The organism is Nonomuraea sp. NPDC046570, assembly GCF_040645915.1.
Taxonomy (GTDB): domain Bacteria; phylum Actinomycetota; class Actinomycetes; order Streptosporangiales; family Streptosporangiaceae; genus Nonomuraea.
The window spans coordinates 72916-98104 of record NZ_JBEYZF010000004.1 but is presented as its reverse complement, the minus strand read 5'-3'; the positions used below and the strand labels follow the sequence as shown (position 1 = coordinate 98104).

19 protein-coding genes, 4 tRNA genes and 1 riboswitch are annotated in these 25189 nt (G+C 70.5%); of the genes, 10 read left to right on the top strand and 13 right to left on the bottom strand.

From position 1 onward, the window contains the following. The first annotated feature begins 110 nt into the window (after positions 1-110). Positions 111-740: a GNAT family protein gene (locus ABZ911_RS08775; RefSeq protein WP_358053465.1), complete on the top strand. Its 630-nt coding sequence runs from the start codon at positions 111-113 to the stop codon at positions 738-740. Positions 741-898: 158 nt separating this feature from the next. Here the strand turns inward: ABZ911_RS08775 and ABZ911_RS08770 are convergent. The 5 genes from ABZ911_RS08770 to ABZ911_RS08750 form a co-directional block, all read right to left on the bottom strand. Further along, positions 899-973 (bottom strand) — tRNA-Val (locus ABZ911_RS08770). A 1-nt stretch (position 974) separates the two neighbouring features. Then, positions 975-1049: transfer RNA gene (locus ABZ911_RS08765), tRNA-Gly, on the bottom strand. A gap of 52 nt (positions 1050-1101) precedes the next feature. After that, positions 1102-1172, bottom strand: a tRNA-Cys gene (locus ABZ911_RS08760). 15 nt (positions 1173-1187) lie between these two features. After that, positions 1188-1259: transfer RNA gene (locus ABZ911_RS08755), tRNA-Gly, on the bottom strand. 108 nt (positions 1260-1367) lie between these two features. Continuing rightward, positions 1368-3179, bottom strand: coding sequence for an N-acetylmuramoyl-L-alanine amidase (locus ABZ911_RS08750; RefSeq protein ID WP_358053462.1), 1812 nt, complete (start codon positions 3177-3179; stop codon positions 1368-1370). A gap of 188 nt (positions 3180-3367) precedes the next feature. On the opposite strand from ABZ911_RS08750, the gene ABZ911_RS08745 reads away from it, so the two are divergent. Beyond that, positions 3368-3598: a hypothetical protein gene (locus ABZ911_RS08745; RefSeq protein WP_358053460.1), complete on the top strand. Its 231-nt coding sequence runs from the start codon at positions 3368-3370 to the stop codon at positions 3596-3598. Positions 3599-3608: 10 nt separating this feature from the next. Then, entirely contained in the window at positions 3609-5429 is a 1821-nt protein-coding gene (gene glmS, locus ABZ911_RS08740; RefSeq protein ID WP_358053458.1) for a glutamine--fructose-6-phosphate transaminase (isomerizing), read from the top strand. 16 nt (positions 5430-5445) lie between these two features. Here glmS and ABZ911_RS08735 read toward each other — a convergent pair whose 3' ends face one another. Then, positions 5446-6633 (bottom strand): cytochrome P450, encoded by a 1188-nt coding sequence (locus tag ABZ911_RS08735; protein WP_358053456.1) that lies wholly within the window; start codon positions 6631-6633, stop codon positions 5446-5448. A 53-nt stretch (positions 6634-6686) separates the two neighbouring features. After that, entirely contained in the window at positions 6687-8099 is a 1413-nt protein-coding gene (locus tag ABZ911_RS08730; RefSeq protein WP_358053454.1) for an alpha/beta hydrolase, read from the bottom strand. 78 nt (positions 8100-8177) lie between these two features. Here ABZ911_RS08730 and ABZ911_RS08725 point away from each other — a divergent pair, with 78 nt between their 5' ends. The 5 genes from ABZ911_RS08725 to ABZ911_RS08705 all read left to right on the top strand — a co-directional run bounded on the left by ABZ911_RS08725 (position 8178) and on the right by ABZ911_RS08705 (position 14386). Continuing rightward, positions 8178-8738 carry a helix-turn-helix domain-containing protein gene (locus tag ABZ911_RS08725; RefSeq protein WP_358053452.1) on the top strand — a complete coding sequence of 187 codons (561 nt, stop codon included), beginning with the start codon at positions 8178-8180 and terminating at the stop codon, positions 8736-8738. Between the two features lie 70 nt (positions 8739-8808). Beyond that, positions 8809-9756 (top strand): tripartite tricarboxylate transporter substrate-binding protein, encoded by a 948-nt coding sequence (locus ABZ911_RS08720; protein WP_358053450.1) that lies wholly within the window; start codon positions 8809-8811, stop codon positions 9754-9756. Between the two features lie 5 nt (positions 9757-9761). Beyond that, positions 9762-9960, top strand: a riboswitch (cobalamin riboswitch). A 103-nt stretch (positions 9961-10063) separates the two neighbouring features. Then, the gene (locus tag ABZ911_RS08715; protein WP_358053447.1) at positions 10064-12226 is read left to right on the top strand and encodes a ribonucleoside-diphosphate reductase subunit alpha; all 2163 of its coding nucleotides are present in this window, start codon (positions 10064-10066) and stop codon (positions 12224-12226) included. 24 nt (positions 12227-12250) lie between these two features. Beyond that, complete coding sequence (locus ABZ911_RS08710) at positions 12251-13246, top strand: ribonucleotide-diphosphate reductase subunit beta (RefSeq protein ID WP_358053444.1); 996 nt, start codon at positions 12251-12253, stop codon at positions 13244-13246. Between the two features lie 18 nt (positions 13247-13264). Then, positions 13265-14386: a mechanosensitive ion channel domain-containing protein gene (locus tag ABZ911_RS08705; RefSeq protein ID WP_358053442.1), complete on the top strand. Its 1122-nt coding sequence runs from the start codon at positions 13265-13267 to the stop codon at positions 14384-14386. A 159-nt stretch (positions 14387-14545) separates the two neighbouring features. Here ABZ911_RS08705 and ABZ911_RS08700 read toward each other — a convergent pair whose 3' ends face one another. The 3 genes from ABZ911_RS08700 to ABZ911_RS08690 all read right to left on the bottom strand — a co-directional run bounded on the left by ABZ911_RS08700 (position 14546) and on the right by ABZ911_RS08690 (position 20196). After that, positions 14546-16036: a hypothetical protein gene (locus tag ABZ911_RS08700; RefSeq protein WP_358053440.1), complete on the bottom strand. Its 1491-nt coding sequence runs from the start codon at positions 16034-16036 to the stop codon at positions 14546-14548. Between the two features lie 162 nt (positions 16037-16198). After that, entirely contained in the window at positions 16199-17461 is a 1263-nt protein-coding gene (locus ABZ911_RS08695; RefSeq protein WP_358053438.1) for a hypothetical protein, read from the bottom strand. Beyond that, the gene (locus tag ABZ911_RS08690) at positions 17458-20196 is read right to left on the bottom strand and encodes a glycosyl hydrolase (RefSeq protein ID WP_358053436.1); all 2739 of its coding nucleotides are present in this window, start codon (positions 20194-20196) and stop codon (positions 17458-17460) included. Before ABZ911_RS08690 ends, ABZ911_RS08695 begins: the two co-directional genes overlap by 4 nt. A 426-nt stretch (positions 20197-20622) precedes the next feature. On the opposite strand from ABZ911_RS08690, the gene ABZ911_RS08685 reads away from it, so the two are divergent. Further along, positions 20623-21657 carry a LacI family DNA-binding transcriptional regulator gene (locus ABZ911_RS08685; RefSeq protein ID WP_358053434.1) on the top strand — a complete coding sequence of 345 codons (1035 nt, stop codon included), beginning with the start codon at positions 20623-20625 and terminating at the stop codon, positions 21655-21657. A gap of 112 nt (positions 21658-21769) precedes the next feature. Here the strand turns inward: ABZ911_RS08685 and glgC are convergent, their stop codons facing one another. Further along, positions 21770-23002, bottom strand: a complete 1233-nt coding sequence (glgC, locus tag ABZ911_RS08680; protein WP_358054021.1) for a glucose-1-phosphate adenylyltransferase — start codon at positions 23000-23002, stop codon at positions 21770-21772. Positions 23003-23141: 139 nt separating this feature from the next. On the opposite strand from glgC, the gene glgA reads away from it, so the two are divergent. Beyond that, positions 23142-24314, top strand: a complete 1173-nt coding sequence (glgA, locus tag ABZ911_RS08675) for a glycogen synthase (protein ID WP_358053432.1) — start codon at positions 23142-23144, stop codon at positions 24312-24314. Here the strand turns inward: glgA and ABZ911_RS08670 are convergent. Both ABZ911_RS08670 and ABZ911_RS08665 read right to left on the bottom strand, forming a co-directional pair. Continuing rightward, on the bottom strand, positions 24311-24673 hold the full coding sequence (locus tag ABZ911_RS08670; RefSeq protein WP_358053430.1) for a PH domain-containing protein: 363 nt from the start codon (positions 24671-24673) through the stop codon (positions 24311-24313). The two genes, glgA and ABZ911_RS08670, sit on opposite strands and share 4 nt — an antisense overlap. A gap of 60 nt (positions 24674-24733) precedes the next feature. Continuing rightward, positions 24734-25189 carry an OsmC family protein gene (locus tag ABZ911_RS08665; RefSeq protein WP_358053428.1) on the bottom strand — a complete coding sequence of 152 codons (456 nt, stop codon included), beginning with the start codon at positions 25187-25189 and terminating at the stop codon, positions 24734-24736.

The following is a 25189-nucleotide window of genomic DNA, read 5'->3' as shown; positions in this document are numbered from 1 at the left end:
TTCCTGGCCTGGGGAGCTTCGTGGCCGACCCCGAGACGGACGGTCCGCCAGGATCGACAAGGGATTAATCCGGATGCCGTATGGCGGGCGTGCGGGGATAATCACCGGGTATGCGCCACTGGCCTCTATTCGATCTCCGCCTTACCACGCCCCGCCTGGAACTGCGGCTGCCCTCTTTTGCGGACCTGGACGAACTAGCCGACCGGGCACTGGAGGGGGTACATGAGCCCGGCTTCATGCCGTTCCTCCAACCGTGGACCGAGGCACCCGCCGACCAGTTGCCACGCAACACGATCAAGCACTATCTCGGGATGCTTGCCACGTGGCGGCCCGAGGAATGGCGGGCCAACTTCGTCGTCGTGCACGACGGCCAAGTCATCGGCTGCCAAGACATCGGCGCGACGGACTTCGCGACCAGCCGGGAGGTCTCCAGCGGCTCCTGGCTCGGGCGCGCCTGGCAGGGCAAGGGCCTGGGCACCGAGATGCGCGCCGCCATCCTGAATCTCGCCTTCGACGGGCTGGACGCAGAGACGGCCACCTCATCGGCGTTCGTGGACAACCCGGCGTCGTTGGCGGTCTCCCGCAAGCTCGGCTACCAACCGGACGGCATCACCACCCGAGTGGTTCAGGGCGAGCGCCGCATCGATCAGCGGCTCCGCGTGAATCGCCACGATTTCGTTTGCCCGGTCCCTGTCGAAATTCACGGCCTGGACGCCTGCCTGTCCGACTTCGGTCTGTGAAGCGACCTTCATGGGTGGCTGCAGGCTGCCCGTTCCGCTTGCTGGGCGGAAAGGATCATCAGCACCGGTGCTGACAACAACCCGAAATGATCAGAGAAAACAAGAAGCCCCAGGCTCTCGGCTGAGGCCGTGAGCTGGGGCTGGGCTCCGATGGAGCGTGGTGGACGATACAGGGATTGAACCTGTGACCTCTTCCGTGTCAGGGAAGCGCTCTCCCGCTGAGCTAATCGTCCGTGGAGCGGAAGACGGGATTCGAACCCGCGACCCTCACCTTGGCAAGGTGATGCTCTACCACTGAGCCACTTCCGCATGTCGCTTGCACTACTTTAGCGGATCCCTGGGGTTCCGCTGACCCGCAACGAGGTGGAGACGGGATTTGAACCCGTGTACGCGGCTTTGCAGGCCGCTGCCTCGCCTCTCGGCCACTCCACCAGGAGTCGAACTCCGAGCGGAAGACGGGATTCGAACCCGCGACCCTCACCTTGGCAAGGTGATGCTCTACCACTGAGCCACTTCCGCGTGGGCCGTACACCTTGGCCGGCCACGGAGAAAACCCTATCGCCTTCGTGGAGTGCGTGTGTGCAAGGAGCGACGGGCGAGACGGAAGCCGTACGAAATGTCCGAAAATTAGTTGATCACGCTGACGTCCTTGGCACGGACGAACATCATCCGGTGGCCGAGCTGGATCTGGTGGTAGCGGAGCTTGCCCCGGACGGTCACATGCCTGGACGGCCTGAAGGAGCCGGCCGCGTGGTAGGTGCCGTTCAGCGTCAGGCCGGAGGCGTAGGTCTGGCCGGTGCGCAGGGTGTACTGCAGAGGGGAGGGGGGCTGGAAGGTGACGCCCCGGGGGTAGGCGGACTTCTCGGGGTAGGCGCGGCCGTACACGGGGACCTTGTCGTGGAGTGGGGTGATCAGGCGGCCGGTGGCGGTGATCGCGGTGGGGGCGTCCGGCGGGTTGTGGAACCAGGCCCGGTGGCCGAGGTACCAGATGGCGGTCCAGTCGCCCTCGCGGCCGGCCACGGCGTACCGCTGGCCGGTGGAGGCGCGGGCGCTGTGGTCGTAGACGCTGTACGTCGAGGGCGCGCCGACCCGCTTGCCGATGTCGTCCACCAGCGGCGCGTCAGGGCGGGGGGCGGTGTGCAGCCAGACGGTGGAGGCGCCGTGCGCGGGGCAGGCACGCTCGCTCTTGCGGCAGCCGGTGAACGGCTGCGCGTTGTTCTCGTAGTCCGGCTTGATGATCACCGACTCGCCTTCGTCGGCGCCCGTGATCGGGGCGCCCATCAGCTCGAAGTACCGGGCCCAGTCCCAGTACGGGCCGGGATCCTCGTGCATGCCCGGCACCTGCGAGGCCGTGGTGCCGGGCACGTTGTCGTGGCCGATGACGTGCGCCCGGTCGAGCGGGACGTCGAAGCGGGTGGCGAGGTGCTGCACCAGGGCGGCCGACGAGCGGTACATCGCCTCGGTGTACCAGGTGCCGCCCTTGGCCAGGTAGCCCTCGTGCTCGATGCCGATGGAGCGGCTGTTGACGTCCCAGTTGCCGGCGTGCCAGGCGATGTCCCCGGTCCGCACGTGCTGGGCGACGTGCCCGTCGCGGGAGCGGATGGTGTAGTGCCAGCTCACGTACTCGGGGTTGGACACCAGTGAGGGGATGCCCCCGTAGGAGCCCTCGGTGTCGTGGATGACGATGTAGTCGATCCGGCGCGGCCGGTTGAGCCGGTCGTGGTTGCCGTAGTCGCCCTTGCCGAAGCGCTTGTGGGCGGCGGGCATCCACTCGCAGGCCAGGGACTCGGGGCAGTCGGCCCGGCTCGCGGCGCGGCGCAGGGCCGGGACGGGCAGGTCCGCCCGGGGCGGGAGCCGTACCCGGGAGCCGTCGTCGGTGGTGCGCTCGGCGCCCTGCCTGATCACCTCGAAGACCTGCTGCGCGAACCCGGCGGACGAGCCCCCGTACCGGGCGACGGCCGGGTACCAGCGCGCGGGGTCGGCGCTCGCCTCGCCACCGGCCTGCCGCTGGTATTCGGCCAGCAGCGCGGCGCCGCCCCTGATGTTCGCGGCCGGGTCCCGCCGCAGCCGCGCGGGCGGCACCCCGGTCAGCCGCGCGGCCTGCCGCAGGGTCCGCTCCACGGCGGCGGGCGGTACGGCGGGCGCCTCCGTGACCCGCATCGGCCGCTCGGCGTCACCGCGCGGATCCCCCAGATGATGCGCACCCCGCGGCACGGCCACGGCGTCCACCAGGTGCATCGGCCCGAACCCCCCGGCCACGCTCGGCTGCCCCGCGTTGCCGTCCCACCGGGACTGCAGGTACGACACCCCGAGCAGGACGCTCTCCGGCACCCCGTACTCCAGGGCCGCCTGCCGGAAGTCGGCCTGCCGGTCCGGCTGGGGCTGGCCGGGTATGGAGATGGCGCCGGCGATGAGGACGGCGGTGACCCAGATCGGCATGTCAGCTCCCACGTGATCAGAAGTAACTACTAAGAGTAACCAATCAAATCCCTTCTGTAGCAACCCGACTCAAGCGCATATTCCTGCCCGATATCGGGCAAGATGTTGGCGTGTCTCGTTCAGCGTGCGTAGTGTCCTCGACTGTGTCCACGGCACGGCATCCCAATGAGGACCTCATCGTCCATCTCATGAGGACGAGCCCGCTCGGCCCCGGTGAGGCCGAGAGGGTGGTGGCCGACGTGCTGGCGTACTTCTCCGAGCCGGTCGAGGAGTTCGTCCGGCGGCGTCATGGCGAGCTCAAGGCTCGCGGGCTCACCAACGACGAGATCTTCCCCCGGATCGCCGCCGAACTGCCGGCGCGCCGCGTCGCGGCCCCGGAGCTGTCCCTGCGGCAGCTACGCCGGATCGTCTACGGATAGGAGAGCTGGGATGTGCGGAATCGTCGCCTACGTCGGACCCAAGGACGCCGCCCCGATCCTGCTGGAGGGCCTGCAGCGCCTGGAGTACCGAGGGTATGACTCGGCCGGCGTCGTGGTGTCCAACAAGGGTCTGAAGATGCGCAAGGTCAAGGGCAGGGTGGCCGACCTGGCCAAGGTCGTGCCCGCCCGGTTCAAGGGCAACCTCGGCATCGGCCACACCCGCTGGGCCACCCACGGCGTGCCGAGCGACGTGAACGCCCATCCGCACCTGTCGGCCGACGAGCGCGTCGCGGTCGTGCACAACGGCATCATCGAGAACGCCAACGAGTTGCGCGCCAAACTGGAGGCCGACGGTTTCGTCTTCCTCTCGGAGACCGACACCGAGGTCCTGGCGCACCTGATCTCCGCCACGGTCGAGGACACCGACTCGCTGGAGGAGGCGGTCCGCAGGGCCCTCAAGCGGGTCGTCGGCACGTACGGCATCGCGGTCGTCGACGCCCAGCGGCCCGGCGAGATCGTGGTGGCCCGCAACGGCAGCCCGATCGTGCTGGGCATCGGGGAGAAGGAGATGTTCGCCGCCTCCGACGTGGCGGCCCTGGTCCGCTACACCCGCCAGGTCGTGCACCTGGAGGACGGCGAGCTCGCGGTGCTGCGCGCGGACGGCTTCCACACCTTCGCCAGCGACGCCCGCGAGACCGCCAAGGAGCCGCTGACCGTCGACTGGGACGCCGGGCACTACGACACCGGCGGCTACGAGCACTACCTGCTCAAGGAGATCTCCGAGCAGCCCGAGACGATCGCCCGCACCCTGCGCGGCCGCCTGGACGACCGCTTTCACGTCTCCCACCTGGGCGGCCTCAACATGGACGCCCGCGAGACCCGGTCCTTTCGCCGGGTGAAGATCATCGGTTGCGGGTCGGCCTACTACTCGGGACAAATCGGCGCGCAGCTCATCGAGGAGCTCGCGCGCATCCCCGCCGACGCCGAGCCGGCCAGCGAGTTCCGCTACCGCAACCCGGTCGTCGACCCCGACACGCTGTACGTCGCGATCAGCCAGTCGGGGGAGACCTACGACACGCTCGCCGCCGTCCAGGAGCTGAAGCGCAAGGGCGGCCGGGTCATCGGCATCGTCAACGCGGTCGGCAGCGCCATCGCCCGCGAGGTGGACGGCGGTGTCTACCTGCACGCGGGCCCCGAGGTGTCGGTGGCCAGCACCAAGGCGTTCACCTCGACCGCGATCGCCTTCGCGCTGCTCGCACTGCACTTCGGGCGGGTGCACGACCTGTCGCCCGCCGACGGGCGGCGCATCTGCGAGGGGCTGCGCAAGCTGCCCGACCAGGTCGAGCAGATCCTCAAGCAGGGCGACAGGATCGCGGAGCTGGCCCGGAAGTACGCGGAGAATCCCAGCATGATGTTCGTCGGCCGGGTCCGGGGTTACCCGGTCGCCCGCGAGGGCGCGCAGAAGCTCAAGGAGATCTCCTACGTGCACGCCGAGGCGTACCCGGCCAGCGAGCTCAAGCACGGCCCGCTCGCCCTCATCGGCCCCGACCTGCCGACCGTGGCGATCGTGCCCGACGACGAGCTGCTCGACAAGAACCTCACCACGCTCGGCGAGATCCGCGCCCGCGGCGGCCGGGTGCTGATGGTCGGCCACCGCGAGCCGGACGCCAAGCTGGCCGACGACGTGATCGTGGTGCCGAAGAACGAGATCGAGCTCGACCCGATCCTGCTCACCATCCCGCTGCAGCTCCTGGCCTACCACGCGGCGGTCGCGCTGGAGCGCGACGTCGACAAGCCGCGCAACCTGGCCAAGAGCGTCACCGTGGAGTGATCTCCGCGCGCGGCGGTCAGCGCCGCAGCAGCAGGCTCCCGGGGCGGTAGACCAGTTCGCCCGACCAGACGACCTTGTCCGCCTCCTCGGCCAGCCGCAGGCCGGGGAGGCGTTCGGTCAGCACGCCGAGCGCCTCCTGCAGCTCCATCCTGGCCAGGCTCGCCCCCAGGCAGAAGTGCGCGCCGCGGCCGAAGCTGAGGTGCCCGGCCGCGTTCTCCCGGTCCAGGGTGAGGGTGAACGGGTCGGGGAACACCTCGGGGTCGTGGTTGGCGCCGATGAACGAGGCGATGACCGGCTCGCCCTTCCTGATCACGCCCGAGGGCAGTGCCACGTCCTCGGTGGCCACCCTGATCATCGAACCCTCGCCGGGCGCCTCGGAGCGCAGCAGCTCCTCGACGGCGTTCGGGATCACGGCGGGCTCGGCGGCCAGGCGCTCCCAGCCGTCGCGCGGCGCCAGCAGCCGCAGCATCGAGCGGGTCAGCACGGTGCCGGTGGTCTCGTGCCCGGCCAGGAACAGCCCGAGCGTGTTGCGCACCAGCTCCTCGTCGCTGAGCCGGTCGCCCTCGTCGTGCGCGGTGATCAGCGCGGCCAGCACGCCGTCGCCCGGGTCGTCGCGATGGGCGGCGATCAGCTCGGCGATGTACCCGGCGAACTCCAGCGCCGCGTGGATGCGTTCGTCCACGGTCCGTCCCGAGGAGGTGACGAACGCGTCGGTCCAGTCGCGCACCCGCTCGGTGTCGATGCCGTCGACGCCCATCACCTCGCAGATCACCTGCACGGGCAGCGGGAAGGCGAAGGCGGTGACGAAGTCGAACTCCTCCGGCAGCCCGTCCACCAGCTCGTGCGCCAGCGTCCGCACCCGGGGCCGCCACGCCTCGATCCGGCGGGGGGTGAACGCCCCCGACATCAGCCGCCGCAGCCGCGAGTGCCGGGGCGGATCCATGTTGATCATCGAGTCGGGGTCGGTGGACACGTCGAAGCCCGGGTAGATCCTGGGGGCGCCCTGGTAGGTCAGCTCGCGGGTGAAGCGCGAGTCGCCGAACACCATCAGGGCGTCGGCGTGCCGTACGGCCAGGCCGGAGAGGTCGCCGCTCGGCAGCCTGACGGTGCCGAGCGGGTCGTTCTCACGCCTGGCGGCGTACTGGTGGGCAGGGCAGCCGCGGGGACCCGCGGGGAAGGGGTAGTTCTCGATCTGGTCGGCCACAGGTGGAACATAGCCAGCGGGAGCGTGGCCTGGATAGGCCCAAGATCGTATTCTCAGGGGAGCAGCAGGCCCCAGTACAGCGCCCAGGGCAGGAACACCGCGCCCGCCGCGAGTAGGAGGCCGAGCCGTACCTTCTCCGCGCCGGTCGCGCGCCGCCAGGCGGGGACGGTCATCGCCGTGGCGACGACGGCGGCGAGGGCGAGGGCCTGCAGGCCGAGCCAGATGAGCGGCCGGCCGCCCAGGATCGGGCCGGGGGAGGCGAGCTTGCCGCCGTTCATGCACACGACCATCAGGTAGGTGAAGCCGCCGAACACCGCGACCGGTCCGGCCGCGCCGAGCACGCGCGGCGCGCGGGCGGTGAGCACGGGCGAGCGCCCCCGCACCCGCCGGACCACCGCGACCACCGGGTAGGCGGTGAAGGCCACCAGGAACAGCACCAGGGCGGCGGTCTGCGGGAGCGCGGACTCCCACCAGGCCGGCGGCGGCACCGCGACGGTCGGGGCGGCCTGCGCGGGCAGGTCGGCGGGCAGGTCGGCCTCGGGCAGGCGGCCCGAGGTCACGTCGGAGACCCAGGAGCCGACCAGGTCGGCGTAGCCGGGGGCCAGCGCGGGCAGCCGGGTAACGCCGCCGTCGGGGGTCTGGTGGGCGGCGTGGTCGGCGCCCGGGAAGAACCGCATCGTGTAGGCGGTGTTGCCGCCCTCCTTCAGGGCCCGCGCGATCAGCGGCGGGCTCTCCCTCGGGGGCGTCAGCAGGTCGTCGGTGCCCCAGATGCCCAGCAGCGGCTGGCGCATCTGCCGCAGCACCCGCTGCGGCTCGTAGTAGGCCTCGGGGAACAGCCCGCCATCGGCGATCGCCCGGTACAGGGCCGGCTCGGTCCGCTCCACCATCGAGCCGGAGACGCCCGCCTTGCGCAGCCCCGAGGCGACCGCCCAGGTCTGCTGGCGCAGCGGGTGCTGCGCGTTGGCGCCCACCACGACGACGAAGGCGACGTCGGCCGAGCGCGAGGCGGCCAGCGGGACGACCCAGCCGCCCTCGCTCAGCCCCCAGAGGCCGACTTTGGCCGGGTCGACCCCCGGCCTGGCGCGCAGCGCGGCCACGGCGCCGAGCGCGTCGTCGGCGAGCGCGCTGAAGGAGCGGTCGAAGAGCGTGTACCCGACCGTCCGCTTGTCGTAGACGAGGACGGCCAGGCCGCGGCGGGCGAACTCCACCGCCTCGCCGAGCAGCTTGGCGCGCTTGGTGCCCTCGCCCGCGCCGTGCACCAGGACGAGCCCGGCCCGCGGCTCGGCGGAGGGGGCGGCGGGGGACACGACGGTGCCGTGCAGCGCGAGCCCGCCGCCACCGCGGAAGCTGACCTCCGCGGTGACCAGGTCGGCGGGTACGGCGGGCGGCGTGGCCGCCGCGGGGGAGGCGAGGAGCAGCAGGGCCGGGGCGACGGCCAGCAGAAGGAGCACCCGAATTCTCGACATATGCCGAAAGTAGTCTGCAGAGAGTTGTCGGCAAAGGCTTCTCTGCAGATATCGTTCTGCAGGATTAGGGTGTTCATCATGAAGGATGACGATCCCCTCCTCCTCGACCCCGGCAGGCTGAAGGCGCTGGCCCACCCCATGCGCCGCCAGATGCTGCGCCTGCTGGAGGTGCACGGCCCCGCCACCTCCACCACGCTGGGCGAACAACTCGGCGCCAAGACCGGCACCACCAGCTACCACCTGCGCCAACTGGAGAAGTACGGCTTCGTCGAGGAGATCGCCGAGCGGTCGGCGGGCCGGGAGCGCTGGTGGCGCAAGGCGGCGGGCCCGCGCGACTACCGCCTGCCCACCCCCGACCAGCTCGCCCCCGAGGACCGCTCGGTGCTCGCCGAGTTCCACCGCATCGGCATGGAGGAGGAGCGCGACCTGCTCGACCGCTTCCCGGCCGCCTACCGCCGGGACCCCGGCTGGGCCAAGTCCTCGCGCGGGTTCGGCCGGATGACCAAGGAGGAGCTCCACGACTTCCACGAGGAGTACATCGCGCTGCTGCTGAAGTACAGCCATCGGGCCGAGGACGCGCCCCCCGGCGCGAGGCCGCTGTACATCCGCCTGTTCACCCTCCCGGCCGACGAGGAGTGACCCCGGTGTGTGACTTACCGTGATATATCGATAACATAAAGTATCGGGTGGTCGTCGGGAGGGGGGTCCCGTGCGCCGTCGGCAGTTCCTCGCCTGGGGGCTCGGCGCGGCCGCGTGCCTGACGGGCTGCGGCGGCGCCAAGGGCGGCGGCACGCTCGGGCGCGTGTCCGTCGTCCCCGGCGGGGAGACCTGGACGCCTCTCGCGCAGGCGCTGTCCAGGATCCTCGGGCGCGAAGGCGTCGACGTCGCGGGCGCCGGCGCCTTCGCCGGGCCCGGGACCATCACCCGGCTCACCGTGACCGGCCTGCCCGCCCTCGCCGCCGAGATCAACGACGGCGGCGGCCCGCTCGCCGAGGGCACCCCGCTGGCCAGGCTGGTCGGCGAGCCGGAGGTACTCGTCGTGGCCAGGCACTCGCGCCTGACCGGCTTCGAGGACTTCGCCGCCCACCTCGTCGCCGACCCGACGAAGCTGCTGCTCGCCGGCGGGCCGCAGGGCGAGGCCGACCACCTGCTGTTCGGGCTGGTCGCCCAGGGGCTCGGGGCCGACGCGCGGCTGCTCGACTACGCGGGCTACCCTGGTCCGGTCGAGGCGGCCACCGCGCTGCTCGGCGGCCGGGCGGGCGTCGCCGCCGGGCCGCTGTCGGCCTGGCGCGACCGGATCGACCAGGGCAGGGTACGGCCGCTGGCCGTCTCCTCGGCCGCCGGCGTCCCCGGCGTGGACGCGCCCCCGCTGCTGGAGGCGGGCGTGCGCATCGACTTCACCGACTGGTGCGCCGTGCTCGGCCCGCCCCGGATGCGCGAGATCGACAAGACCGCGGCGGTCGAGATGATCGACCGGGTGATCAAGTCGGAGTCGTGGCTGGAGGCGTGCCGTACCCGGGGGTGGAGGCCGTTGCCGCTCACCGGGGACGACTTCGGCGCGTGGCTGGAGTCGGAGACCGGGCGAACCCGCGGCGCACTCCGCGACCTGGGCCTGCTCGACACAACTTGTTGGGGTAGTTGCGGCAACGGCCACTAGATGTAGGATCCTGGACTGTCGCTGGTTCGCCCTCGCGAGAGGGCGGAGCAATAGGGAACCCGGTGTGAGTCCGGGACTGCCCCGCAGCGGTGAGCGGGAACGACCGCCGTCATGAGCACTGGAGAGATCTGGGAAGCGACGGCCACTAGGCGCCATCCGGCGTGCCCGCGAGTCCGAAGACCTGCCGGCGACGTGATCGTTCCATGGGCCTCGAGGGAGGGCCCGGGAGTCGCGCGGCCGGGGGTTCCTTGCGTCGCGGTGCTCTCGCGTGCCCTCACGGGGGAAGAGCTCGCGAGGAGTAGAGCACGTGACGCAGATCGTTGAGGTTGACCGCAGGCAGGCCATCGAGCAGGCCGCGGCCCGGGTGATCGCCGACCCGGAGAACTCCAGGATCGCCGCCGGACTGCTGGCCGAGGAGATCGCCGACGAGGCCGCCACGCACGGCGTGCGCACCTTCTCCGACTCCATCGCCGCCACCCACGCCGCGGGCCTGATCCAGGACGGCCTCGCCGAGTTCGTCGCCGCGCACGCCGCCGAGCTGGACGCGCTGGTCGACACGACCGCTGACGGCCGGTTCGAGTACTTCGGCCTGCGCACGGTCTACGACCGCTACCTGCTGCGCCACCCCGAGACCCGGGCGGTGCTGGAGCGGCCCCAGCACTTCTTCCTGCGCGTGGCCTGCGGCCTGTCCGCCTCGGTGGCGGAGGCGGCCGAGCTGTACGGGCTGATGTCCACGCTGTCCTACCTGCCCTCCTCGCCGACGCTGTTCAACTCCGGCTCGCGCCGGCCGCAGCTGTCCTCGTGCTTCCTGCTGGACTCGCCGCGCGACGAGCTGGAGGGGATCTATGAGCGGTACGGCCAGGTGGCCAGGCTGTCGAAGTACGCCGGCGGCATCGGCATCGCCTGGAGCAGGGTGCGCTCCCGCGGCTCGCTGATCCGCGGCACCAACGGGCACTCCAACGGCATCGTGCCGTGGCTGCGCACGCTCGACTCCTCGGTGGCGGCGGTCAACCAGGGCGGGCGGCGCAAGGGGGCGGCGTGCGTGTACCTGGAGACGTGGCACGCCGACATCGAGGAGTTCCTGGAACTGCGCGACAACACCGGCGAGGACGCCCGCCGTACGCACAACCTGAACCTGGCCAACTGGGTCCCCGACGAGTTCATGCGCCGGGTCGAGGCGGACGAGCTCTGGTCGCTGTTCGACCCCAAGGAGGTCCCGCAGCTCACCGACCTGTACGGCGAGGCCTTCGACCGCGCCTACCGCGAGTGCGAGGCCGCCGGGCGCTACGTCAAGCAGCTCCCCGCCCGGGTGCTCTACGGCCGCATGATGCGCACCCTCGCCCAGACCGGCAACGGCTGGATGACCTTCAAGGACGCGGCCAACCGCACCTCCAACCAGACCGCCCGCCCCGAGAACGTCATCCACCTGTCCAACCTGTGCACCGAGATCCTGGAGGTCACCAGCGACGGCGAGACCGCCGTCTGCAACCTCGGCTCGGTCAACCTGGCCGCCCACCTGCGTGAGGGCTCGATCGACTGGGCGCGGCTGCGCGCCACCGTGCGGACCGCCGTCCGCTTCCTCGACAAGACCATCGACCTGGGCTTCTACCCCACCCCCGAGGCCGAGGCGGCCAACAGGAGGTGGCGGCCGATCGGGCTCGGCGTGATGGGGCTGGCGGACGTGTTCTTCGCGCTGCGCCTGCCGTTCGACGCGCCCGAGGCACTGGCGCTGTCCACCCGGATCGCCGAGGAGATCGCGCTGGCCGCCTACGACACCTCCGCCGACCTGGCCGCCGAGCTGGGCAGGCACCCGTCCTACGCCGAGACCAGGGCCGCGGCCGGGGTGCTGCACCCCGACCACTACGGCCTGGGCGCCTCGCCGTCCTGGACGGCGCTGCGCGAGAAGATCGCCGAGACCGGGCTGCGCAACTCGCTGATGGTCGCGATCGCGCCCACCGCGACGATCGCCTCGATCGCCGGCTGCTACGAGTGCATCGAGCCGCAGGTGTCCAACGTGTTCAAGCGGGAGACCCTGTCGGGCGAGTTCCTCCAGGTCAACCGCTACCTGGTGGCCGACCTTCAGGCGCGCGGGCTGTGGACGCAGGCGCTGCGCGACGACCTCAAGCGGGCCGACGGGTCCGTGCAGGACCTCGCGGCCGTGCCCGCCGACCTGAAGGTGCTCTACCGGACCGCCTGGGAGCTGCCGCAGAAGGCGCTCATCGACCTGGCGGCGGCGCGGCAGCCGTACATCGACCAGTCGCAGTCGCTGAACCTGTTCATGGCCACGCCGACGATCGGGAAGCTGTCGTCGATGTACGCCTACGCGTGGAAGCAGGGGCTGAAGACGACCTACTACCTGCGTTCGCGCCCGGCCACCCGGATCGCCCAGACCACCGTGCAGGCGCTGCCGGTGGAGGAGGCCGTCGCCTGCTCCCTGGAGAACCCCGAGATCTGCGAAGCCTGCCAGTAACCCTTTAGACGGAGATTTCCTGAAATGCTGCTTGACCCTGGGATGGACCTGACCCTCCGGCCGATGCGCTACCCGGACTTCTACGAGAGGTACCGCGCGGCCATCCGCAACACCTGGACGGTCGAGGAGGTGGACCTGCACACCGACCTGGCCGACCTGGCCCGGATGACGCCGCAGGAGCGCCACCTCATCAACCGCCTGGTCGCCTTCTTCGCCACCGGCGACTCCATCGTCGCCAACAACCTCGTGCTCAACCTCTACCAGCACGTCAACGCCCCCGAGGCGCGCCTCTACCTGTCGAGGCAGCTCTTCGAGGAGGCCGTGCACGTGCAGTTCTACCTGACGCTGCTCGACACCTACCTCCCCGACCCCGACGAGCGGGTCAAGGCCTTCGCCGCGATCGAGCACATTCCGTCCATCCGCGACAAGGCGGAGTTCTGCTTCCGCTGGATCGACTCCCTGGGCGGCCTCGACCGGCTGGAGACGGCCGCCGACCGGCGGGCGTTCCTGCTCAACCTGATCTGCTTCGCCGCCTGCATCGAGGGGCTGTTCTTCTACGGCGCCTTCGCCTACGTGTACTGGTTCCGCTCGCGCGGCCTGCTCAGCGGCCTGGCCACCGGGACGAACTGGGTGTTCCGCGACGAGTCCATGCACATGGAGTTCGCCTTCAGCGTGGTGGACACCGTACGGTCGGAGGAACCTTCGCTGTTCGACGACAAGCTCGCCGAGCAGGTCACCCGGATGCTGGAGGAGGCGGTCGAGACCGAGCTGGCCTTCGCCCGCGACCTGTGCGGCGACGGCATGTCCGGGATGAGCGCCGACGAGATGCGCGACTACCTGGAGTACGTCGCCGACCAGCGGCTGCGCCGCCTCGGCATGCCGATCAGGTACGGCACCGCCAACCCGTTCGGCTTCATGGAACTGCAGGACGTCCAGGAGCTGGCGAACTTCTTCGAACGCCGGGTTTCCGCTTACCAGGTGGCGGTTGAGGGAAACGTGAGTTTTGACGAGACATTCTGAAACATTGGGGGAGTGACTGTGTCGCCGTCGAGCTGGCCCGTCCTGATCGTCTCGGTCATCGGGGCGGTCCTCACGGTGGAACTGGCCCGGCGGATCCTGAAACGGGTGGGCCGCAACTGGGAGTTCACCGGGTACGTCGTCAAACGCTGCACCTGGCCCGCGTACACGGTCGCGGCCCTGATCGCCTTCAACACCGTCTTCACCCCGGCGATGGTGGACCCCGTGCTGCGCCGGACCACGCCCGTGCCCGTCTACGTGGACGGGCCGATCGGCAGCATGATCGACCGGATCGCGGGGGTGCTCACCATCGCCTGCGTGACCTGGCTGGTCATCCAGGTCGCCTACGCCGTCACCGACGTCGTCCTCGCCCACCTCATGCAGATCGAGGGCGACCGCAACCGCCGGGCCAGGCGGATCAGGACGCAGATCACCCTGGTCCGCCGGGTCGCCGCCGCGGTCATCGTCGTGGTCGCGATGGGCGCGATGCTGTTCACCTTCCCGCAGGTGCGGGCGCTGGGCGCCGGGCTGCTCGCCTCCGCGGGCATCGCCGGCGCCATCGTCGGCATCGCCGCCCAGTCGACCATCGGCAACCTGCTCGCCGGGCTGCAGCTCGCCTTCAGCGACGCGCTGCGGCTCGACGACGTGGTCGTGGTCAACGACGAGTGGGGCAGGATCGAGGAACTCACCCTGACCTATGTCGTGATCAGGTCGTGGGACGAGCGGCGGCTGGTCTTCCCCGTCTCCTACTTCACCCAGAACCCGTTCGAGAACTGGACCCGGCATGGCAGCCGGGTGATCGCCGCCGTCCTGCTGCGCGTCGACTGGTCCGTGCCCGCGCACGAGCTCCGGGAGGAGTTGCACCGCTTCATCAAGGAGAACCCGCTGTGGGACCAGAAGGACTGGACGCTGCAGGTCACCGACGTGCTGCCGAACGGCCTGGTCGAACTGCGGGCGCTGATGAGCGCGGCCGACTCCGCCTCGGCGTGGGACCTCAAGTGCGATGTGCGCGAGCACCTGGTGGAGTACATCAGGACCAAGCACCCGGAGGCGCTGCCGCGCTTCCGGGTGGATCAGTCGTCGTTCGGCGCCTTTCCTGGCACGGGCGCCCTTTCGTGGCCCAAGGACACCCGCGCCGAGTAATTCTGTGGCACGTGATGGAAAGCCGCCGCTACGGTAGGGAAAAGCGCTGAAAGAGGTGGTTTTCTGTCCGGTGGGAATGGCGCCCCCCGGCTGGATCGCCGCTTCCTCTCCGCCCCGGGCGTGAACTACGCCATTCAGGCCCGGGGTGCATCGCTTTTATCAGGAAACGCCGAACTTGTTCGCGCGGGCGATGGACAGCGAAAGCGTGAGCTGGCTTTCCATCGCGTCGAAGACCGTGTCCATCAGCTCCAGCGCGACGCGCTGGGTCTCACCGGTGAGCGGCTCCGGCGGCGCCCCGGCGGCCGGCGGGCCCGTCACGGGGTCGTGCCGTCCGGCCAGGTAGTCGAGCCGGACGCCGGTTTCCCGCTCGGCGGCCCGGGCGAGCGGGGCGACGTTCGCGAAGAACGCCTCGCCCGTCGACTCCAGCGCCGTCATCAGCCACCAGCGGACCGCCGGGTCGCTGTGGCGCAGCGCCAGCTTGGCGAACTCGATCATGTGCTCCCGGTGCAGGTCCATGTCCCGGTCGAGGAACACGAACTCCAGCGTCTCCCCGGCCGACAGGTTGAGGACGTCGTCGAGCTCCAGCGCGTCCCAGTCGTCGAGGAACAAAGCGCTGTGCCGGCTGAGCCGCTCCGCCCACGCGTTGATCTCCCGCTGCGCGGCGCTCTGCGGATGCGGATAGGTCATCGCGTACTTGTTGAGGTCCCGGTAGCCGAACACGTCCACCAGCCACATCGGGACGAACCGCTGCAGCTTCTGCCTGGCCGGCAGGCCGTTCTCGTCCGCCAGCCACGCGTAGAACGGGTGCGCGGCGGCTCGCGCCTTGCGGGCGTTCAGCCGGTTCCACACCTCGGTGTCCCGGATGTCGGCGGGACGCACCACCGCAGGCGCGGCGGACCAGGAGTCCTCCGCCTGACGCGGCCGGTCATCGGGCCGGACCGGCACCGTGCCGGTCTCCACGTACATGCGCGCGTAGGCGTGGAAGCCGTCGAAGACGCGCTCGAAGATGTCGAACATCCGGCCGCACAGCTCCATGGCCTTCGCCCGGCGGGCCGGATCGAGCTTCGCGGTCTCGAAGACGCCCTCGATGTTCGCGACGTGGCCGGACTCCAAGGTCAGGTGGTGGTCGCCGAAGTAGCGGTACTCCGTGCCGGTGCGCTCCAGGAGCGCGGCGGCGACCCTGGCTGTGTTGCTCAGCATCACGTGCCCGGTGGCCTCCCCGCCCTCGGAGTGGCCGAAGCGGACCAGCGGGTCGTCGTCGTCCTCCACCGCGAGGGCGGTGAACTCGATGCCGCTGCGCCGGAACACCTCCTGGTCCGGCGACAGGAACAGCCACCACAGCATGTCGCTCGCCCGCCAGCCCAGCCGCTTGTCCAGAGCCAGCCGGCGCCACTCCTCCATGAACAGCCGCGAATGCGTCTCGTCCTCGTAGGTGCCGGTGTTGATGACCCAGCGGTACTCGTCGCGGGATTCGGGAAAGCGCAGCACCCAGCGGTTCATGTCGCAGAACTGCATGATGAAGAACGCGCCCATCGGAGCGAACGTCAGGCGCTCCTCCAGCGGGGCGCGGTCGGAATGCAACCATTCGAAGAACGGGTGCCCGGCTATCGCCTGCTGCCGTTCGTCGCGGAGCGCCATAACTTCACGCATGGGAATTCCACATCCTCCGTGGCCGGTTTTTGTAGTGCCGCATGCGAGAGGTACCACAGGGCGATCTTCGTGGGCCGCGCCGAAAACGAGGTGTCGCCCGCCTTGACGGAAATCGGCGGGGTGCCATGGCATTCCGTTTGCCCTGGCCCGGCGGCCCGGTCATTACTTCCGCGGGGACGTCTTCCAGGTCGAGCACCGGCACGCGCGCAGGCCGAAGTTGTGCTCCTTGTCGGCCGGGTCGGAGCCGTCGTTGACCAGGTCGTACCAGTAGACGCGGTGCACGCCGTCGGCCAGCGCCACGGCGTACAGCCTGATCAGGTTGTCGGCCTGCTGTCGTTCGGTGGTGCCGTGGCCGGTGTCGGTGGGCCAGCCCATCTCGCTGAGGTAGATCGGCTTGTCCTGGCCGTTGTTGGCGGCGCGGATGCGCTGGCGCAGCCCGGCCACGGTGTCTCCGGGCCCGCCCAGCCATTCGGGCCCGCCGGGGTAGTGGTAGGGGTGCACGCTGTAGGCGTCGAGGTGGGCCAGGCCGCCGCGGTCGATCAGGTCGGGGGCGAAGCACTTGGTGCCGTCGGCGCGCACGCAGTTCGCCACCCCGATCGTGGCCGGGCCGACGATGTCGGCGCCGGGCACAGCGGCCCTCACCGCCGGGGAGACGCCCCGCAGGACGTCGAGGTAGCAGGCGGCGGTGGTGCCGCAGACGCTGGTGTTGAAGGTGGTGGCGTTGTACTCGTTGAGCACCTCCACGTCGCGTTCGCCGTACCGGCCGAGCAGGGCGGCGGCGAAGTTCCCGAACGCCGCGACGCCCGCGGGGCTGCTCGGGGTGCGGCCGTTGTCGTAGAGCGGGTTGACGCCGTTCGCGATGACCAGCGGGGTGATGTCCAGGGCGCGGGCGCGGTCCATCTCGGCGGTGAAGGCCGGAGGGTAGGTGTAGGCGCCGGGTGTGGTCTCGAAGCGGTGCCAGTAGGCGTCCTCCCTGATGTGGCTGATCCCGATCCTGCGCGCCTCGTCGAGCACCCCGAGAGGCCAGCCTGGACGCCCGATGTGCACGGCCGCGCCGAACGGGGCGTCGCGGGAGGCGGCGGGCACCGGCTCGATCACCGCGTACGAGGTGCGCAGGTCGGTCGGGTTCGCGGCCGAGCCCGCGTGCAGCGACAGCCCGAAGTAGCCGGGGCCGAGGCCCGTGGCGTTGACGGTGGCCTGCCCGGAGGACATCCAGCTCGTGCCGGTCCGCAGGGTGGTGTCCTGCTCGTCGGCGATCCGCCAGCTCACCGACGCGGCTGAGGAGGCGATCCTGATGGACTCCCGGCCGGGCTCGAAGATCAGGCTCGGCGAGGTGACCGCGATCGTGTGCCCGGCGGCCTCCGCCGGGCCCGCCTGTGTGAGCAGGGCGCCCGACAGCAGCAGGACGACCATGGCGAGTCTCATCGGACCACCTGCGCCTGCTGGTAACCGGCCAGCTTCCAGTTGTTGAGCCCGTCACCCCAGCTCTGCCAGCCGCGCAGGCCCAGCGAACGGTAGTTGTCCCGGTCCACGCCGTCGTTCTTGTTGACGGTGAGGGTCAGCGAGAACGCGGGATCCTCAGGTGACAGCGGCGGGATCCGCTCCCAGGGGATCGCCACCAGGTACGTCGTCGTCCGGGCCTGCTCGTCCCTGGCCACCTCGACCTTGGCGCCGTCCATCAGCCCCACCGGGTACGTCCTGGGCAGCGACTCGACGAACACCTTGTTCCCCTCCGCGCTCTGCCCGGCGAAGAGCATGTACCACTCGGCTCCCCAGGCGCCGAGCCCCGCGCCCGGCTTGCCCGGCTGCACTCCGATGCCGAGGCTGTCGCCCGCGGGCAGCCAGAACGCCTTCTTGGCCGGACGGTAGGTCTCCTCCTTCACCACCGCCGAGACGTACAGGTGCCTGTGGTCCCAGGTCGCCCACATGTCCGCGTCGGCGTCGGCCGCGCCGATCGTCTTGTACGCCCCCACGCTCGCCAGGTCGATCACCGGCGCCTTGTCCAGCCCCGTCAGCTTCCCGTTCCTGAGCCGGGGGGTGGCGCGGACGATGGGGCTGAAGGCGAACGCGTCGCCGTCCTGCACGCTCCGGCCGTCCACATCGGCGGTCACCTGGACCGGCTTGACGCTGTAGTAGGGCTGCTCGCCGACCTCGGCGAAGAACGTGCTCGAGGCGAGCGGCGCCACGGCGGCGTCGACCGGCAGCGACCCGCTCCGGTCGCCGTAGGACCAGTCGATACTCCGCACCTGTGCGGCACGATCGGTCGACCGGTTGCTCACGGTGATCTTCAGGCGGTTGGCCCGGTCCCGGCCGATCTCGGGCGTGACGTCGACCTCCACGGGAGCCGCGGTGACCTCGGCCTCGATGGCGGCCAGACCCGCCTGGACCCCGCCGATCACGACCTTCGCCGCCACCGTCCTGGTCCCCGCCACACTCCCGGCGGGAACGTCGACCACCACGCGCCCGGACGCGGCCGGAACCTCGTGCCGCCGCCCCTCGATCTCCACGGACACGGTACGGCGCGGCCCGCCCGAGCCGTCCACCCGCACGGTCACCGGGACCGTGCCGCCGGCGGCGACCCTGTCCGGCGCGGACAGGGTGACCAGCCGCGCCTTCTTGACGCCGTCCACCGAGGCGCGCACGTAGACCGGCTCCCCGGTCAGCGTCAGGTAGACCCAGCCTCCGACAGGGGTGAGCGTGTGCTCCGTACCCAGCATGTCGGCCACCGTGACCGGCTGCCGCGCCCGCAGCTTGACCGGCCTGCCGACCCGGTCGCCGCTCCACAGCGCCGTCACGCCCTCGAACCGGTAGGCGTGCAGGTCCTTGTCCCCGGTGTCGACCTTGCCGACGAACTTCGCGCCGGTCAGCTCCCTGGCCGCCGTCGCGTAGGCGAGGAAGGACGGCTTCGGGTTGAGTGAGGTCGCGTCGGGGCCGGTTTTGCGGAGCATGCCGAAGTTGTGCTCGCTGTTGTCGGGGTTGACCCCGTCGTTGACCAGGTCGTACCAGAAGTACTTCTCGATGCCCGCCGCCTTGGCGGTCAGCAGGGCGCGGGCGACCGACCGCGCCTGGACCTTCTCGCTCACGCCGACGCCCTTGGCGCCCGCGGAGGACCAGCCCTGCTCGGTGATCCAGATGGGCTTGTCCGCGCCGCCGTTGTACTTCCTGATCAGCTTCTTCAGGCCCTCGACGTCCAGTTCCACGCCCTCTGGCGTGCCCGGCGCCCGGTAGGGGTGGATGGAGATCGCGTCCATGTTGTCCAGGCCGCCGAGCTGGAACAGCTCCTCGAACCAGTCCAGCGGCGCCTTGAACGAGGAGGCCCCGACGACGCGGACGCCCGGCGCCTTCGCCTTGATCTTCGGGTAGGCGGCGGCGATCATCTTCGCGTAGCACTTGGCGCTCTGCGAGCAGACGCCGCTGGTGAAGCCGCCGTAGTACTCGTTCCACACCTCCAGCGCGCCGACCTTGCCCTTGTAGTGGTCGGCCACCGCCTCGGCGTACCTGCCGAACGCCTCGTACGCCTCCGGCGTGCTGGGGATGTTGCCGTAGTCGGCGTTGCCCAGCCCCAGGATGAGCAGGGCCTGCTGGCCGCGCTCGGCGAGGTTGCCGACGACGTGCTCGCTGAGCTCGGGGAAGTGGTACTCGCCCTTGGGCTTCTCGATGTTGTTCCACCAGACGGAGTCCACCCGGACGTTCTCGACGCCCGCCTTGGCGGCCAGCGCGGTGGTGTCGTCCCAGGTGAATCCGGAGACCGGGGCTCGGTGGTGGCTGATGCCGAACATCGAGTCCGCGGTCTGGGCCGGGTCGGGGGCGGGGTTCATGACCGCGAAGCCCGCCGTACGGACCACCGTGCCGGCCGTGTGGTCGCTGCCCCGCACCGACAGGGTGTAGTAGCCGTGCGGCAGCACGCCCGCGTCGATCCGTCCCTCCCGGCTGACCGGGTCGACCGGCACCTCGCCGCCGCCCACCTCCCGGCCCGCGTAGTCGCGCGCGCTCCAGCGCACGGTGGCGTCCCTGGCGCTCAGCACGCCGAAGGTCGCCGCGTCGCCCGGGGTGAAGACGTTGCCGAGCGTCGTGACCTTGACCTGGACGTTGTCGGTGGCGAAGGGGGACGGCTTGAGCGCGAAAGCGGACACGCAGACCGGCCGCTGGCTTCCGCCCATGCCGTTCGCCCAGGTGGCTTGAGCGCCGGATCCAGCGTGACGTAGACGTACTGGCTGGGCCTGCCCGGCCCGATCTCCCAGCAGTCCCGCCCGCCGAGGTTCCTGACGTTCACGGCCGGATCGTTGCCGCCGGGGGAGGCGTTGACGGTGGCGGCCTGGGCGGTGAGCGCGGTGCCGAAGGTCACGGTCGCGGACTCCGGCACCGGGTCGGCGTAGGACGGCCCGGCCGGTAATCCCAGGCCGATCATCATGAGCCCGGCCGTCAACGCGGCGGCGAATCTCTTCCTGCGAGCCATGGGGGGTGCTCCTCATCAGGTTGCGCAAACGTTTCCGCAATTGCCGCCGATTGTGATCCTCACTACTGTGCTCGTCTAGAGTTAGATGTGCGGCAACGCTTGCGCAATCACGACCGCTACGATGGGCGGGATGGCCAGCAAAGTCAGTCTGAGCGATGTCGCCGCCGCGGCCGGGGTGTCGATCTCCACCGCCTCCCGGGCCCTGAGCGGGGCCGGTCGCGTCTCCGCCGCCACCCGCGCGCACGTCCTGGCGACGGCCGAGCGGCTGCAGTTCCAGCCCGACGTGCTGGCCAGGTCGTTCGTGACCGGCAAGAGCTTCATCGTCGGCATCCTGGCGGAGAACGCTCCCGGCCTGTTCAGCATGCCGCTGGTGATCGGAGCCAACGACTTCCTCGGGCGGCAGGGCATCGCCTCCCTGACGCTCGACGGGCACGAGACCCCGCAGGTGCTGGTCGAGCACCTCAAGCGCCTCAAGGCGCGCCGGGTCGACGGGCTCCTCGTCATCGGCGACAACCCCGACCTGGCCAACGTGGCCTGGGCGATCGACTTCCCCGCCCCGGTCGTCTACGCCTTCAGCGTGCCGGGCCCCGGCAAGGACATCCTCGTCCTGCCCGACAACCAGGCGGCCGGCGCCATGGCCGGGGAGCACCTCGTACGGCTCGGCCGCCGCCACATCGCGCACATCACCGCCGACCGTGCCTTCCCCGCGGTGGAGCAGCGATGGGCGGGACTGCTGGGGGTCCTGGAGCGCGAGAGGCTGCGACCGGTCCTCGGCGGGCCGCTGCACGGGGACTACAAACGCCACTGGGGCGCCGAGGCCGCCCGCCGCCTCCTCGACTCCGGCGAACCCATGGACGCGATCTTCGCCGCCAACGACGAGATCGCGCTCGGCGCGTACGCCGTCCTGGCCCAGGCGGGCCTGCGCATCCCCGACGACGTCGCCATCGTCGGCTACGACAACTGGCGGGGGCTGACCTCCAGGTGGGAGCGACTGCTGACCACGATCGACCCCTGCCTGGTCGAGGTCGGCCAGGTCGCCGCCGCGCGACTGCTGGAGGCCGTCGCGGGAGAGGGCGAGCACGGCGTCCACCGCGTACCGTGCACGCTGATCGAAGGCAGAACGACTCTCGGGCCCACGTTCGGCCCCTACGAGATGCTGCTGTAGAGATGCCCTGACTGGCAGGGACATCCCAACATATGATCACGGTTGTCCCTCGGGCACGAGGTGCCCGACCTGAACGCCGTCCTGCCGCGCTTCCGTCCCGGAGGCCCGTGACTCAGCGGTCGACGATCTCGTTCTTGCCGATCACCACCACGCCGCCCCGGGTCACCGCGAAGCGGGTCCGGTCGTAGTCCAGGTCGAAGCCGATCCGGGCGCCGTCCGGGATCACCACGTTCTTGTCGATGATGGCCTTGCGCACGATCGCGCCCCGGCCGACCTTCACGTTGTCCATCAGCACCGAGTCCTCCACCAGGGAGTGCGAGTGCAGGACCACCTTGGGCGACAGGATGGAGCGCATCGCCGTACCCCCGGAGACGATCACTCCGGGGGAGACCAGGGAGTCGATCGCGCGGCCCACCCGGTCCCCCTCGTTGTGCACGAACTTGGCGGGCGGCAGCGGCATGTGGCCGGCGTAGATGGGCCAGCGGTCGTTGTACAGGTTGAAGACCGGGTGGGCGGAGATCAGGTCCATGTGCGCGTCGTAGTAGGCGTCCAGCGTTCCCACGTCGCGCCAGTAGCCGCGGTCGCGCTCGGTGGAGCCGGGCACGATGTTGTTCGCGAAGTCGTAGACCTCCGCGCCGCCCGCCTTGACCAGCATCGGGATGATGTTGCCGCCCAGGTCGTGCTTGCTGGTCGGGTCGAGCGCGTCCTCCCGCACGGCGTCGATCATCGCCTGCGTCCTGAACACGTAGTTGCCCATCGAGGCGTACACCTCGTGCGGCGAGTCGGCCAGCCCGACCGCGTCCTTCGGCTTCTCCCGGAACGCCGCGATCCTGCGCCCGGCCGCGTCGGCCTCGATGACGCCGAACTGGTCGGCCAGCGACAGCGGCTGCCGGATCGCCGCCACGGTGACATCCGCGCCCGAGTCGACGTGCTGGGCGACCATCTGCCGGGGGTCCATCCGGTAGATGTGGTCGGCGCCGAACACGATCACGTGGTCGGGCAGCTCGTCGTAGATCAGGTTCAGGTTCTGGAACAGCGCGTCGGCCGACCCGGAGAACCAGCGCGGCCCGAGCCGCTGCTGCGCGGGCACCGGCGTGACGTAGTTGCCGAGCATCGCCGACAGCCGCCAGGTGCTGGAGATGTGCCGGTCGAGGCTGTGGTTCTTGTACTGCGTCAGCACCACGATCTTCAGGTAGTCGCCGTTGGCCAGATTCGACAGGACGAAGTCGATGAGCCGGTACATCCCACCGAACGGCACCGCGGGTTTCGCCCGGTCAGCCGTCAGCGGCATCAGCCTCTTTCCCTCTCCACCGGCGAGCACCACTGCGAGGACCCTGCGCGACATCATGTGCAGAAGTTACCCCGAATCGGAACGACTATCTCAGAGCCCCGCGACTCAACACGAAACGGTGGAAGAGCACGGCCCCACCGCCTGTGCGGGTGGCGGCGTGCCCCAGGCGCCCGGCCGATCGTAGGGTTGGGCCATGCGCGTAGATCTGCTCACCCGCGAGTATCCACCCGAGGTGTACGGCGGGGCGGGGGTGCACGTCGAATACCTCGCCAGGGAGTTGCGGCGGCTGGCCGACGTCCGGGTGCGCTGCTTCGGCGCCCCCCGCGACGAGCCCGGCGTGGCCGCCTACCGGGCGCCCGACGGGCTGCGGACGGCCAACGCCGCGCTGCAGGTGCTCGGCGCCGACCTGGAGATGGCTGCCGCCTGCCAGGGCGCCGACCTGGTACACAGCCACACCTGGTACGCCAACTTCGCCGGCCACGTCGCCAAGATGCTGTACGGCACCCCCCACGTGGTCACCACCCACAGCCTCGAACCGCTGCGCCCGTGGAAGGCCGAACAACTCGGCGGCGGCTACACCCTGTCCTCGTGGGCCGAACGCACCGCCCTCGCCGCGGCCGACGCGGTGATCGCGGTGTCGGCGGGGATGGCCCGCGACGTGCTCGCCGCCTACCCGGAGATCGCGCCCGAACGGGTCACCGTCATCCACAACGGCATCGACACCGCCGAGTACGCCCCCGACCGGGCCGACGACGTCCTGAAACGGCACGGCATCGACCCGCGCCGGCCGTACGTGGTGTTCGTGGGCCGGATCACCCGGCAGAAGGGGCTCGTGCACCTCCTGCGCGCCGCCCGGTCGTTCGACCCGGACGCGCAACTGGTGTTGTGCGCGGGCGCGCCGGACACGCCGGAGATCGCCGCCGAGGTCGCCGGGCTGGTCCAGGGGCTGGACCGGGAGGGCGTGTTCTGGATCTCCGAGATGCTGCCCAAGCCCGAGGTCATCCAGTTGCTCACGCACGCCGCGGTGTTCGTCTGCCCGTCGGTCTACGAGCCGATGGGCATCGTGAACCTGGAGGCGATGGCCTGCGAGACCGCCGTGGTGGCCACCGCGACGGGCGGCATCCCCGAGGTGGTGGCCGACGGGGAGACCGGCCTGCTGGTGCCGATCGACCAGGGCGCCGACGGCGAGCCGTACGATCCGGAACGGTTCGCCGCCGATCTGGCCGAGCGGGTGAACGCCCTGCTGGGGGACCCCGAGCGGGCGCGGCGGCTGGGCGAGGCGGGCCGGGCGCGCGCGGTCGAGCACTTCTCCTGGTCCAGCGTCGCCGCGCGGACGGCCGGCCTCTACGCCTCCCTGCGCGCCTAGGAGATGTAGTGGAGGATCACGTTGTGGACGTGGTGCGCCTTGTTGTCGCCGCGGAACTCCACCTCGTAGGTGTGCGTGCCCACGTGGATGGCGATCGCGCCTGAGGAGAAGAACGTGCCCGCCATCGACTTGTTGCTCACCACGCTCACCGCGGACACCTTGCCGTAGGGGATGCTGGTGATCGCCAGCCGCTTGCCCACGAACGACTTGTCCTGGACGATCACCCGCCGGTTGGTGAGCCCGAGGAAACCGGTGCCCGTGCCGATGGCGTCGTACACCGCGATGATCTGTTCGTCGGGCAGCAGCCCGCTCTGGATCTGCTTGAGCTGCTCTCGCCGGTCATAGGGGATGTCAGCCATGCCAGAAGAACGAACCGGGCGCTCCTCGGGGTTCCGGCAAATGGGCCTTGCCGCCCGGTGTCAGCCGTCCACGTGGACGTCGAAGTTCACCGAGTTGGCGATGAAGCAGAGCCGGTGGGCCTGTTCGTGCAGTTCGGCGGCCTTGTCCGCGAGGGCGGGGTCGGCGAGGGTCACGGCGGGGTGCAGGGTCACCGAGGTGAAGCGGCCGGCGCCGTCCGCGGTCTCCTCCATGACGCCGGTCGCCTCGTCGGTGTAGGCGGTCACGACGATGCCGTTGACCGCGCACAGGTGCAGGAACCACAGCATGTGACACTGCGCCAGCGAGGCGACCAGCAGGTCCTCGGGGCTCCAGCGGGCGGCGTCGCCGCGGAAGGCGGGGTCGGAGGAGCCGGGCAGGGGCGGCTTGTCCCCGGCCGAGACCTCGTGGTCCCGGCTGTAGGCGCGGTAGCCGGCTGTACCCTCGCCGAGGTCGCCGGTCCAGGTGACGGTGGTGCTGTAGTGATGCTCGCGGCTCAT

Excerpts from the sequence above, each read along its gene's own strand:
- ABZ911_RS08775 (WP_358053465.1), top strand. The coding sequence starts at position 111 with ATGCGCCACTGGCCTCTATTCGATCTCCGCCTTACCACGCCCCGCCTG.
- ABZ911_RS08750 (WP_358053462.1), bottom strand. The coding sequence starts at position 3,179 with ATGCCGATCTGGGTCACCGCCGTCCTCATCGCCGGCGCCATCTCCATA.
- ABZ911_RS08745 (WP_358053460.1), top strand. The coding sequence starts at position 3,368 with ATGAGGACGAGCCCGCTCGGCCCCGGTGAGGCCGAGAGGGTGGTGGCC.
- glmS (WP_358053458.1), top strand. The coding sequence starts at position 3,609 with ATGTGCGGAATCGTCGCCTACGTCGGACCCAAGGACGCCGCCCCGATC.
- ABZ911_RS08730 (WP_358053454.1), bottom strand. The coding sequence starts at position 8,099 with ATGTCGAGAATTCGGGTGCTCCTTCTGCTGGCCGTCGCCCCGGCCCTG.
- ABZ911_RS08725 (WP_358053452.1), top strand. The coding sequence starts at position 8,178 with ATGAAGGATGACGATCCCCTCCTCCTCGACCCCGGCAGGCTGAAGGCG.
- ABZ911_RS08710 (WP_358053444.1), top strand. The coding sequence starts at position 12,251 with ATGCTGCTTGACCCTGGGATGGACCTGACCCTCCGGCCGATGCGCTAC.
- ABZ911_RS08700 (WP_358053440.1), bottom strand. The coding sequence starts at position 16,036 with ATGCGTGAAGTTATGGCGCTCCGCGACGAACGGCAGCAGGCGATAGCC.
- ABZ911_RS08695 (WP_358053438.1), bottom strand. The coding sequence starts at position 17,461 with ATGAGACTCGCCATGGTCGTCCTGCTGCTGTCGGGCGCCCTGCTCACA.
- ABZ911_RS08690 (WP_358053436.1), bottom strand. The coding sequence starts at position 20,196 with ATGGGCGGAAGCCAGCGGCCGGTCTGCGTGTCCGCTTTCGCGCTCAAG.
- ABZ911_RS08685 (WP_358053434.1), top strand. The coding sequence starts at position 20,623 with ATGGCCAGCAAAGTCAGTCTGAGCGATGTCGCCGCCGCGGCCGGGGTG.
- glgC (WP_358054021.1), bottom strand. The coding sequence starts at position 23,002 with ATGTCGCGCAGGGTCCTCGCAGTGGTGCTCGCCGGTGGAGAGGGAAAG.
- glgA (WP_358053432.1), top strand. The coding sequence starts at position 23,142 with ATGCGCGTAGATCTGCTCACCCGCGAGTATCCACCCGAGGTGTACGGC.
- ABZ911_RS08670 (WP_358053430.1), bottom strand. The coding sequence starts at position 24,673 with ATGGCTGACATCCCCTATGACCGGCGAGAGCAGCTCAAGCAGATCCAG.
- ABZ911_RS08665 (WP_358053428.1), bottom strand. The coding sequence starts at position 25,189 with ATGAGCCGCGAGCATCACTACAGCACCACCGTCACCTGGACCGGCGAC.